This is a genomic window from Methylotenera sp. E1MeOHC1 (assembly GCF_058745595.1).
The window spans coordinates 1,544,789-1,556,500 of record NZ_CP196025.1 but is presented as its reverse complement, the minus strand read 5'-3'; the positions used below and the strand labels follow the sequence as shown (position 1 = coordinate 1,556,500).

Below are 11,712 nucleotides of genomic sequence, written 5' to 3'. Positions count from 1 at the left end.
TGCCGAGAGTAGCCTATGATGCAGGCTGGATTAAAGGCAGTTAAACGCGTCTTCAATAGAGTGTGCTGAAAACTTAGATACGCAGCATGCACCATGATTTGATAGATGCAATTGAATCAACTTAATTACCTCATCAAGTGGCATGACATCATTTGTGGTTGATAATGCTATCTGCTCAGTTTTGTGGAGTTTAAACACATGGCCGAGCTTATCAATCAACATGTCCTGAGCTTGAAAATACATATTGTTGATATCCTGATTGCTTTCAAAATCTGTTGTGTTGGCAATTAACAGCAACTCATCATCTGCATGCAGTTTGATGATCGCAGGGAAGTGCACTAAATTTATATTAGATGGATTCATTACTGTTTATTGTATACAGATTGGTTCTGAGTGCTAGCTAAATAGCCATTTATGTACCAATTTAGTGTAGCGCGGCATAACTACATACACCATCATCAATACCACCAGAAACGTAGTAATCAACACGGTTAACTCATGGCCCAGCGTGACTGAAATGCTGTTAGCCAGCCAATTAACAAATGCAGACATGGTTAACACTAGCGGAAAAATAGCAGACCAAGTCATCAGTAATTGCTTCCATTTTGTAGGCAGCTTGGCTTTTGCTTCTTCTGGTGTGAACCAAAAATCCAGACCGCTACGCACAAAAAAATTGTCATCTTCTACTAGGTAGTGCTGTACTTTTTTAATCAGATTTTTTCTATCGTCTGACTTCATCCAGGTAAGCAGATTTTTGCGCGTATCAAACCGAATAATTACCGTATAAGTGACTGTGGCACCAGCTACAGGGTGCACGATGCTAACGCCCAAGTGCCCAGGGTAACTTTTAGAAACTGGAATAATCTGGTTTAACCACGCTTCATAATCGAGTTTAGCGTCATCTCTTACATGGTGCGAAATGACTACGGTAGCGGTTTGTTCAGTGTCTAATGTGAAAGTCATGCTTTTGTCCCTGATAAATGTTATCCCCAAGATTCAAGATAGCGTCTCGGGGATGTTCATAATTATTTCTGGCAGTTATTTACTGCCGCTTTGCGCATTAAAAGAAGTGATGAGGTTACGGTAGTCAGGGATATGGTTAGATAACAAAGTCGCCAAACCCTCCACATCATTACGCCAGTCACGATGTAACTCACAAGCCACCCCAAACCAAGTCATGAACTGCGCACCAGCCGCTGCCATCCGCTGCCATGCCGCATCACGCGTCATTTCATTAAACGTACCTGAAGCATCCGCCACCACAAACACCTCAAAACCCTCTTCAATCGCTGCCAGTGCCGGGAATGCTACGCATACCTCAGTCACCACACCAGCAATAATCAATTGCTTCTTACCGGTCGCCTTAATTGCTTTCACAAAGTCTTCGTTATCCCACGCATTGATTTGGCCTGGACGTGGAATGAATGGTGCATCTGGGAACATCTCTTTCAACTCTGGCATCAATGGACCGTTCGGGCCATTCTCAAAGCTGGTAGTTAAGATCGTTGGCAACTTAAAGTATTTGGCTGCATCTGCTAGTGCCAACACATTATTCTTGAAACGATCTGGTTCGATATCACGCACTAAAGATAACAGGCCTGCTTGGTGATCTACTAATAAAACTACTGCGTTATCGCGGTCTAGACGTACATATGGTTTGTTCATGGTGTTTCTCCTAAATAAGTAATTAAAAATTAAAGTGTTGTATTGTTTTATGCCGCTACTGCAAAGCGACCATTGTTGTAATCATCAACCGCCTGATTGATTTCCTCCCAGATGTTCATGACAAAAGGGCCATGGCCAACCACTGGTTCATTCAGCGGCGCCCCGTTTAATAACAGCAGGACTGTGTCTTGCTGTGCTTCTAACACCAATTCTGTGCCTTCGCGTTGCATGACGGCAAGCTCGGATGGCTGGATAATGTGTACATCGCCAGTGCTAATTGCACCATGCAACACAAATAAGGCAGTGGTATGACCTTCTGGCAAATTAAATGTCGTTGTGCTGCCGGCATTCAATCTGACATCCCATACATTCATGCTACTGAAGGTATGCGCTGGGCCTTTTTGTCCTGCAAACTCACCTGCAATGACGCGCACTTTGCCGGCATTGCCAGCCAGTTTAATTTCTGGAATCTGTGCACTGGTAATGCCTTGATAGCCAGGGGTTGTCATCTTGTGTTTAGCTGGCAGATTGACCCAGAGCTGTATCATCTCGAAAGGCCCGCCAGTGTGAGCATAATCATCACCGTGATATTCCTCATGGATAATGCCGGAGCCGGCTGTCATCCATTGCACATCACCTGCGCCGATAGTGCCGCCTGCATTGGTAGAGTCATGGTGTGAAACCTGGCCATCGTAGACGATGGTGACTGTTTCGAAACCACGGTGTGGATGCTTGCCTACACCACGGCGTTGCTCCGTTGGCTCAAAGTTAGTTGGGCCGGCGTAATCCATGAGTAGGAATGGTGACATTTCTTCATAGATGTCGCGGTAAGAAAAAATGCTTTTCACAGGGAAGCCGTCACCTACCCAGTGATTACCGTTGCTGCGTTTAATAAAAGCTAGTTTTTTCATGATGTTTTTCCTTTATTTCTGTACTTCAGTTTTTTAACTTAGTTACGATGGTTATCACTATAAACACATGACAAATCCTATACTAGATGGTTAAATGTGAAATTACTTTTCATTTAAATGAATAATTATGGATTTCAACGAATCGGCGGTATTTGTAAAGGTAGTACAGGCTGGCAGTTTTAGTGAGGCGGCTAGGCAGATTGGCCTGCCTACCTCTACAGTCAGTACTAGAATTTCTAGGTTAGAAAAGCGTCTGGGTATTACGCTGTTACAACGTACCACCCGAAGGCTGAGCCTGACTGAAGCCGGCACAGTTTATTACCATCATGCCTCGCAGGGCCTGAGCTATTTGTTGGAGGCGGAAGCTGCCGTCGACGAGGCGCGCAAGCAGCCGCAAGGTAAGCTGAAAGTGACCGCACCTGCTGACCTTGGCGATAGCCTACTCGCTAACCTAATACAGCGTGCACAGCGAGAGTTTCCTGAGTTGGAGATGGAGTTGCTTTTGACCGACCGTTATATAGACCTCGTGGCGGAAGGGGTCGATGTTGCAATTCGTACCGGTGATTTACGCGACTCTAGCCTAGTAGCAAAGTCATTAGGTACGATACATTGGGAGCTATTTGCCAGCCGTGATTATTTAAAAAGCGCCGCTCCATTAGAGGTACCACAAGACATACATGCACATCATTGCTTGCAATTTACCCCCATGGGGCGTGATGCATGGACCTTGAGGCGTGAGCAGAGCAGCATGACCATTCCATTACAGGCACGCACCATGGCTAACAGTATTGGTGTTGTGAAGTCGATGACAGAAAATGGGCAGGGCATAGCGCTATTGCCTGCTTTTATCTGCAGGCAGGGAGTAACCAGGGGGGATTTGTTAAGAGTTCTCCCTGAGTGGCAAGGTAAAGCTGACCCCGTGCATTTGGTGTACCCCAAGCAGCGCTTTATGCCGCCTAAGCTGCGTGCATTTTTAGATCTGGCACAAGCAGAACTGAGGCCGCAGTTTCTTAGTCAGCTAGCCTAAAGCCAGATTGAGCATTTGGTAATTAACTCAGCTTGATTAGCTGCATTAAGCGTATCTCGGGCGCTTCGGAGCTGATTCTCTATGGTGCGTACAGACTTACCTAATTCATTTGCAATTTGTTTATAGCTCATGCCTTTTGCTGCAAGCTTGATTGCAATGAGCTCGGACTCAGTAGGCTTTTTGATGAGCTGGTATTTTTTAGGGTCATGCCAGAAATGGCTAATGCCTAGTAATGGCCCTAAAAAAGTTTCGCAGAATTCTGCGACAAATTCGATTTCAGTTTGCGTCCAAAAATGAGGCTCATGCGTAAAATCAATACAGGCCATGCCTAGTGGGCTTCTATCCCATACCAATCTTTGAAATAAAATAGACTTGCTCTGAATCGACTCGAATTTTTTCCTGGAATCGAGCAGCAGCGGGCTGGAGGTTACATTGTCACAAGCTACCGGTAGGCGCTGATGCCAGGTTTTCTGGAACACTCTGTCTTGGTTGGAATACACTGTTCCAGTGCAGTTCAGCGGACTTGAGCTTGCGTTGTAATAAATAAAAGCAGGCCTGTAAATACTGTCTTGTGGCCTGACAAAGCCAATATCTGCGCGGCACGCTTCGAGTTTTTTCACGATAAACTCCAAAGCCACCGACATCATTTCATCCGGGCTTTCAATCACCAAAATCAAGTGCGCAACACAGTTAAGCGTATCTTGCGGAAAGGCGCCTCTATTAGCATCAATGAAGTGCTGTTTCAATAACCGCTTAGATGGCGGCTCATCTTTATAATTGAACAAGTTCAATCACTTACGCCTTAAAGAGCTCTAGTTAGCAGCGGACTGCCTATTTATATCTTACTCCTAATTTTTAATGATTAGACAAACTATTCAACAATATTGATTCACAGTTTTATTACAAAAATATTTAGTTTTTTTGAGTTTTATAGGGGTTTTTTGTCATGTTTGTACACTCTATTAACAAATAAGATATCTCCAATGAAAGAGCAATCTTTCTTAATTGAAACATTAATTTTTAATATTGGAGATGAACATGAAAAAGTCATATTTATTAAGTGGTTTGATCGCAACTTTAGCTGTTTCTTATGGCGCTGCGTTAATGGCGCACGGCGTAGAGGTACCTGCTGGCAGCAAAAAAATGGAGTATTTTAAAAATGCCTCACGCATGAAAATTAAATCTATGAACATTAAAGGCACCAATGCTTACTTGCAGGATATCGTTGCCTCGAGCGACCCGAAAGCGCCGATTGCATGTGGCTTGTTTAAAATTGAAAAAGGCAATTCATTAACTTACACATACGGTTACGATGAGGCTAAAATCATTATCAAAGGTGAGATGATAGTGAACGATGGCACCACCAAAGTGAAAGCTTTACCGGGTGATGTGCTTTTCTTTCCTAAGGGTTCAACCATCACTTTTAGCACAGAAAGCTCAGGTTTAGGATTTATCTGTGGTCAACGTGAAATTGACGGCGCTTAATATTCAATAGCAAATTAATTTCAGTTGAACCAGAGGGCTCCAAGGAGAGCAAAATGAAAAAACTACCCACTTATGCCTTGCCATTGTTTGCGTCCTTATCCATTGCATCATTTGGCACACAGGCAGATGAAAGTATTAATCTTACTGACCTGACACAGGGCGACCCGTTCTTTTATACCAGTGATCAGAACATTAAAGATGACGATGCACAAAAGGCCTTAATCGGAACGGGCCGCCCGAACAAGACCCATTCTCAGATTCCACACCTACCGTTTTATAGTGGGTATATGAGCACTAACTATACTTACCGCTTTATTACGGTGGCAGAGCAAGTGCTGACCATGATAGGTGAAGGTAAACATGGCCTGTGGCGTGTGCAAGAAAACGGCACAGTCCGTGAGTACCTTAAAAAAGGTGCGAGCGGATTGCCCGCAACTGCCGATTTAACCGCTAAAGACAACTTAGCAAAAATCGAAAGTGACTACAGCGCTTATTTGCCGCAGGAAAGCTGGTCTGGCTATAAATACCCGGATGAGAAATTGAGTAAAGATGGCCAGCTAAACTATATTGATTTACCTATCAACCATCCTAAATATAAAGGTAAGTACGCAAAGCACGAGCCTATTGAACTGCCTAACTTTTATTGCACCATGTCTGAAAACGACTATCCATATGCCAAACAGGCAATGAATTTTGCGTTTAACCAACCGGGGGCTAACAAAATTGGCCCGCTTGGTAAACGCGCAGGCTTAGACGTAAAAGAAAACTACACCAATGTGCTTAGGTTAAATCAATTATCAGATGCGCGCTCCTGGATTAACGTGGGGCAGAAGGGTAAGGACAATCTCCATGTGAAGTGGGAGGCTGTTGATGCCAATAAAACCAATGTTGAATATTACTTGGTGGAGCGCCCATTCTTTAATAAGCCTTATCTTTTTGTGACTGCGGTATATGACAACAAAGATAACAATGATTTACGCTATGTGCGGCCCGAAGGCCCTTATTACGACAGTATTAAGAATGAGGGCTTGAAGTTAAAAACCACAGTGACTTCCCAGCCTAGATTCCACTTAGAAAATGGCGAAATCGGGCAACCAGTTGGCCTACCTATTTATGGCGTACACCACCCAAACCGTGCCGCATTTGGTGGCGGAGGTGCTTGTCCATTCAAAGGTGGTGACTGGGGGCGTTACCCTAAAACTACCGGTGGTTCTGGCTGGCCTACCCAATATGAGGAAGTGACCCCGCTTTGCGATGCAGTATTAGTAGACATTAAGTTCTATAGCAATCTTGATGGCAGAGATTGGAATGATGCCAACAAATATATGGCCAATGCTGGTGTAGGTGAAAAAACCGTTACTTACAAAATGCAGCCGGGTGAATATGGTGTGTTTGATGATCCATACAACACCAAACGTGGCGTTAAAAATGCTGAAGCGCAAAATGTACCGAGTGTAGTAGCGCTCACTTACCCTGCCGTACAGCCTGCTGTTACTTATGTTGAACCACCCAAACTGGACCTAGCTAACCGCATGGTCCCTACCAAAGGCACCACCTGCCGACCTGTACAGCAATAACAATAAAACAGCTGTAAGGCCACATCACAACTTAGGAGAGAATAATGTACACACGTATATTAAAAACCGTGAGCTTGCTCATGGTGAGTATGGTTTTGTCTGTAAATGCCTTAGCTGCAGGCGCAGATAGACCAAAAGATGAAACCGGACCTGTAGAAACAGGCCCTGTAAAAGCTGCAAAAGAGTCCAACGCATTTGATGATTTTTTAGATGATGAAACACTATTGGGCGGAAAATTCACCACTTGGGTTGAGTTTGCTTCCGATTATGTGTTTCGTGGGGAGTCTGAAACCAATGACGGCAAAATCCCTTCGTTAAAAGCCGCGATCACCTGGTCACATCCCAGTGGTTTTTATTTAGGGTATTACGGGGCAAATAACTTATTCCCCGGCAATGATGCAGCCCATAATAATCCACATATCAATGCACTGTGGGGCCCCTATGCTGGCTACAGCGTTAAGGATATTGCGGGTAGCGGTATTAACTATAATGGTATGTTTTTTCAATACATCTACCCTGGCTCCAGAGATTCAAATTATCTCGAGATGTTCAACTACCTAGATACACAAATAGGTAACTTGAATCTGAAATTTGAATATTCACCGACGATTACTGACTGGTTTGGTGTTAAAGGATTGCAATCTCACAACATTGCCATTCTACCAAGCTATGCACTGCCACATAAGTTTGTAGTCTCCGGCGGGGTAGGGTATCAGTTCTTTAATAACCATGGCCCTAACTTAGATGCAAACGGCAATGGCAAAGAGGAGCTAAATTGGGTGCATTGGAATATTGGCGTTAGCCGTAAGATGTTTGGGTATAACGTAGATTTGCGTTACCACGATACCAACATCAAAGAAGGTCATCATGACTTTTATGGGTTTTCATCTAACCACCAAATTGTAGATTCACGCTACGTATTCTCATTATCCAGAAGTTTTTAAGCGTCAAACTCTCCTGCCCACTTGATCGTTGGGCAGGTTTTCTCATATATAAAACAGCGGGTTGTGGTTTTTATCTAATATAGAAATTCCTACAGGTGACGAATCATCACATTTAAACCCAAAAGATGATGAACTAGCTTCTAAACTCTAAAACAGACTTGGCTACTTGGCTACTTGGCTACTTGGCACATTTAACACAATTTCTACCCTCCAGCTTAGCTTTATATAAAGCTTTGTCAGCACGGTTAAGCAAGCTTGCTGTGCTTTCTCCTGGTAGCATTTGGGCGACGCCAAATGATGCCGTTACAACACCAACCGTACTGTCGCTCTTTAGCTCGAAACTGTTTCTGATTCGCTCGGCAAACTTTAAAGTCGCTTTAAGGGTAGAGTTTGATACGACAATTAAAAACTCCTCACCACCCCAGCGAATGACACTATCTGTAACTCTTGCCTCACTTTTAAGCAATTGGCTGCTAGACTTTAATACCTGATCGCCGATGATGTGTCCGAACGTGTCATTGATTTTTTTAAATTTATCAATATCCAACATAATCAAGCAAAGCATATTGTTAGGCGGCTGTTTCATATCATCGTACTGCTTGAGCAGTTGCTCACCAGATCGTCTGTTGAGCAGGCCAGTCAAGGCGTCTCTTGATGCCAGATCTTTTAGCTCAAGCTCTTGCTTCAGCCTGTCAGTTGAGTCTTTACTGAAACTCACATAATGCGTTACTTTTCCAGCGTTGTCCTGAATCTTGGCAATACTTTGATCGACATAAAATAGTGCCCCGTCTTTACGTAAATTAGGCGCCTGTGATTTGAAATGCAGGTTAGATGATAGTTGTGAGTCTGAACTATCAGGCGCTATCTCTGATGTGTTGCTCCATAAAAAAGATGGTTCTTTGCCGAGCACCTCATCTTGCCCATACCCGGTTAATTGTTCGAAACCAGTGTTCACAAATATAATTTTATTTTGTATATCAGTAATCATGACGCAATCTGGCGAGTCATTAAGCGCTTTTGCCAGTAGGCTACGTTCTTGCTGCACTGCAATTAAAGCGGTGATATTTTTTTGTACAGAGATGAAATGCTGAATAACACCAGATTGATCCTTAATCGGAGAGATAGACCACTCTACATTGTATGGGGAGCCATTTTTATTGTAATTAATCGTGGAGCCTTCAAAAAACCTTCCGGTTTGTATGCATAACCGCATTTCTTCTATAACTCGTTGATCCGTGAGTGGGCCTTGCAGAATTTTAGGAGACCTGCCAATGAGTTCACACATGGTATAACCGGTCATTTTTTCAAATGAAGGGTTTGCATAAATGATACGTGGGCCTTCATCTGTGGTATTGGCATCAGTAATCACTACAGAGTTGTATGATTGATCAAGCGCCACCTGAAAAAGTAGCGCCTTGGCTTCTACAGGCATTGCCAGACTTTGGTACGCGTTACTGTTAAGGTCAGTCATACGTGCTTAATATCAAATGCAGTGAAATGGTTGATTAATGAATACAGAAACCATCATAACCATGCTTCCTCTCTAATTGAAGGCAATGATTCAAAACCTGGTCTGGCAAAATGGTAACCTTGAAATAAATCGACTCCTTGCTCAAACAAGGTTCTGCATTCTTCTTCACACTCAATGCCTTCTGCGATGATTTTGATAGATAGCTCTCTACATACCGTAATAATGCCAAACACTAAAGACCTGCGAACACGGTCATTATGGATGTTTCTTGTTAATGACATATCAAGTTTGATGACATCAGGCTGCCAGTCCGCTAGAAGATTTAGCCCCGCATAACCTGCGCCAAAATCATCGATAGCAGTAGTAAAGTTCTGTTTTTTATATTCAATAAAGATGCTCTTTAAATGATTATGGTCTTTAACTTTTTCACCTTCGGTGACCTCAAACATAATGCGGTCAGTTGGGAAGTCTAATTCTGCTGCGGCTTCAAGCGTTGCTCTAATACAAGTTTCTGGGCGATATACCGCATTAGGCAGGAAATTGATACTCAGCATTCCCTGTAGGTTCAGTTTCTTTGCCAGGTCCAGCGCCTTCACGCGGATTGCCTGATCGAACTTATAGCGGTTGCTGTCATTGAGCTGTGAAAGTACAGAGTCTGCACCTTCACCATTGATGCCTCTCACCAGCGCTTCATATCCAAAGATGGTTTTATCGCGCACATTCACAATAGGCTGAAAAGCCATGGTGAACTGGATTCCGAGTTTTTCTGGATCACGACATTCTTTGCAGCCAACAGGCTCAAATGGTTTAACTTCAATCATTAAATTTTATCCCCGATGCTAACTATATAATTTTTATACTTTTAAATTGTGCCGCGAACAGACATAAGTGCTACTAAGGAGAACGCAAACGCACTTATTGAAAAAAATAAAGCTAACATTACTAGCTTTTTATAACGACCTAACTGCGTTGGCGCGTGCTGGATTACGCTAGTGGCGTCTGCCTCTAGCGCTAACGTTGGATCGTATGCGTCGATTAGCAGCCCTAAGACTTTTTCTGTCATGGCTGGAACAAACGCGTAAGGATCGAACGTTTGGTATCCATTCTCTTTCAGGAACTTCCCCATTTTTTCATCAAGAGGCGCATATTTCATCGCCCAATCTGGAAAAGAGAGTTTCGCAATATATTTTCTGGAAATTAACTTAAGGTCTTTATGGCGAGGGTCTTTTTCGATTTTGGCAAAAAGAGTATTAATTGCTTCCTCATCGCCTTCCAAGCATTGAAAGAATGCACCGTCGCCAAAATACATAACACCAACTAGGCCATTCTTGCGGTTATTAATTCTAGATTTCGCCAGAATTCTCACTACGTTTGGTTCTATCTTATTTACTTTATCCGCACTTTCAAAAGTTGAGCGGCTGATATAGATAATCTGTACAAGCTTTCCCATATTACCCCTTGTAATATTTTGATTTGTAGCGCTTTAAATAGCAGTGGTGATTAAAATTACCTTCAATTGACAATCGAATTGACGACTTGTTCTGTCATTTCACAAATAGGCTAAAAATCGCAGCTAAACCTAAGGCTCTGGATTGAATTGCCTGCAAACCTATATTCATGCATTTGTTTGATTCAACAGATAACTTGAATCTGTAAAAGCCACATCGTGAATGTAGTGCCGATGGTCACAACCAAGCCGCTCTTTTTTGCACATATGAAAAGTATATACAGATCTGTATAAAAATGGTGAACTTTAGTGTTAATTAATGCTCATAGGAGTAAGTAGTTCAAGCTACTTTTAAAGTTAAACCAGTAACGATTATTAATTAAGGGGTTAAAAAATGAAATTAAGTCTTGTTGTGTCGTCATTAATACTTGGTATGTCTTTCAACACTTTTGCTGCTGATGCAAAAAAGCTTACTGTCAGTGAAAGCGTAACAATCAACGCACCTGCGGCTAAGGTTTGGGAGAAGGTGCATAACTTTAATGACCTAGGCGCTTGGCACCCTGCGGTTGCTAAAACAGAAATTACTTCAGGTACCAATAATAAAAAAGGAGCTGTTCGCCAATTAACATTGCAAGACGGTGGAAAGATCAATGAAAAATTATTGGCTTTTAGTGATAAGCATATGACTTTTAAGTACACCATTATTGATGGTGTTTTACCGGTAAGTAATTATGTATCAAGCATTACTGTAAAAGCAGACGGTGCTAACAAATCAACCGTGGTATGGCATGGTGACTTTAAGCGTAAAGATTTGAACAGCAACCCTGCAAAAGATCAAGATGATGAAACAGCGACTAAAACTATTACAGGTGTATATCGTGGTGGTTTAGATAACCTCAAGAAAATCAGTGAATAATTATCCAAGATAAAACTATCGGTTACCTTGAGTGTTACTGTGGTTAAAAGTATCTGACACATGATGTTGGCATGTAGTTGTTAGTATCTATTTTATGTGTTTGGATTAAAAGAAAGGCCTACTTCTAACTAGGAGTAGGCCTTTGTAGTTTTTGGTGTGGCAACCTGAAGATGGTTTAAGTGAATATAAGTAGTGAGGTGACGAGCTTGATAGAGGGGAGCCGGGCGGGACAAATTGTCGTCTGCATATAGTAAATAAAATTCAGCTAG

Annotated in this window: 13 protein-coding genes; 5 read left to right on the top strand and 8 right to left on the bottom strand. The window is 42.6% G+C overall.

The features are described 5' to 3' along the window. Positions 1–30: 30 nt before the first annotated feature. The 4 genes from ACSSU7_RS07145 to ACSSU7_RS07130 all read right to left on the bottom strand — a co-directional run bounded on the left by ACSSU7_RS07145 (position 31) and on the right by ACSSU7_RS07130 (position 2,576). Entirely contained in the window at positions 31–363 is a 333-nt protein-coding gene (locus ACSSU7_RS07145; RefSeq protein ID WP_492515873.1) for a DUF4144 family protein, read from the bottom strand. Between the two features lie 33 nt (positions 364–396). Continuing rightward, positions 397–963: an antibiotic biosynthesis monooxygenase gene (locus tag ACSSU7_RS07140; RefSeq protein WP_492515872.1), complete on the bottom strand. Its 567-nt coding sequence runs from the start codon at positions 961–963 to the stop codon at positions 397–399. A 75-nt stretch (positions 964–1,038) separates the two neighbouring features. Beyond that, on the bottom strand, positions 1,039–1,665 hold the full coding sequence (gene ycaC / locus ACSSU7_RS07135; protein WP_492515871.1) for an isochorismate family cysteine hydrolase YcaC: 627 nt from the start codon (positions 1,663–1,665) through the stop codon (positions 1,039–1,041). A 47-nt stretch (positions 1,666–1,712) separates the two neighbouring features. Then, a complete protein-coding gene (locus tag ACSSU7_RS07130) occupies positions 1,713–2,576 on the bottom strand; it encodes a pirin family protein (RefSeq protein WP_492515870.1) in 864 nt (287 codons plus the stop codon). 127 nt (positions 2,577–2,703) lie between these two features. Here ACSSU7_RS07130 and ACSSU7_RS07125 point away from each other — a divergent pair, with 127 nt between their 5' ends. Then, positions 2,704–3,603, top strand: coding sequence for a LysR family transcriptional regulator (locus tag ACSSU7_RS07125; protein WP_492515869.1), 900 nt, complete (start codon positions 2,704–2,706; stop codon positions 3,601–3,603). Here the strand turns inward: ACSSU7_RS07125 and ACSSU7_RS07120 are convergent. Next, positions 3,600–4,394 carry a sigma factor-like helix-turn-helix DNA-binding protein gene (locus ACSSU7_RS07120; RefSeq protein ID WP_492515868.1) on the bottom strand — a complete coding sequence of 265 codons (795 nt, stop codon included), beginning with the start codon at positions 4,392–4,394 and terminating at the stop codon, positions 3,600–3,602. The genes ACSSU7_RS07125 and ACSSU7_RS07120 overlap by 4 nt on opposite strands. Positions 4,395–4,641: 247 nt before the next feature. Between ACSSU7_RS07120 and ACSSU7_RS07115 the strand changes: the two genes are divergently transcribed. Genes ACSSU7_RS07115 through ACSSU7_RS07105 form a run of 3 tightly spaced genes read left to right on the top strand, consistent with a single transcriptional unit; the run spans position 4,642 to position 7,609 of the window. After that, positions 4,642–5,088: a cupin domain-containing protein gene (locus ACSSU7_RS07115; RefSeq protein WP_492515867.1), complete on the top strand. Its 447-nt coding sequence runs from the start codon at positions 4,642–4,644 to the stop codon at positions 5,086–5,088. A gap of 53 nt (positions 5,089–5,141) precedes the next feature. Further along, entirely contained in the window at positions 5,142–6,665 is a 1,524-nt protein-coding gene (locus ACSSU7_RS07110; protein WP_492515866.1) for a hypothetical protein, read from the top strand. 44 nt (positions 6,666–6,709) lie between these two features. Beyond that, entirely contained in the window at positions 6,710–7,609 is a 900-nt protein-coding gene (locus ACSSU7_RS07105) for a TorF family putative porin (protein WP_492515865.1), read from the top strand. A 178-nt stretch (positions 7,610–7,787) separates the two neighbouring features. On the opposite strand, the gene ACSSU7_RS07100 is transcribed toward ACSSU7_RS07105, so the two are convergent. From ACSSU7_RS07100 to ACSSU7_RS07090, 3 genes are read right to left on the bottom strand one after another with little or no spacing between them, the layout of a single operon-like run. After that, complete coding sequence (locus tag ACSSU7_RS07100) at positions 7,788–9,080, bottom strand: sensor domain-containing diguanylate cyclase (protein WP_492515864.1); 1,293 nt, start codon at positions 9,078–9,080, stop codon at positions 7,788–7,790. Positions 9,081–9,133: 53 nt separating this feature from the next. After that, positions 9,134–9,901 (bottom strand): EAL domain-containing protein, encoded by a 768-nt coding sequence (locus tag ACSSU7_RS07095; RefSeq protein WP_492515863.1) that lies wholly within the window; start codon positions 9,899–9,901, stop codon positions 9,134–9,136. Between the two features lie 41 nt (positions 9,902–9,942). Beyond that, positions 9,943–10,530, bottom strand: a complete 588-nt coding sequence (locus tag ACSSU7_RS07090; protein ID WP_492515862.1) for a BLUF domain-containing protein — start codon at positions 10,528–10,530, stop codon at positions 9,943–9,945. A 391-nt stretch (positions 10,531–10,921) separates the two neighbouring features. Between ACSSU7_RS07090 and ACSSU7_RS07085 the strand changes: the two genes are divergently transcribed. Further along, the gene (locus ACSSU7_RS07085; protein WP_492515861.1) at positions 10,922–11,443 is read left to right on the top strand and encodes an SRPBCC family protein; all 522 of its coding nucleotides are present in this window, start codon (positions 10,922–10,924) and stop codon (positions 11,441–11,443) included. Positions 11,444–11,712: the final 269 nt, after the last annotated feature.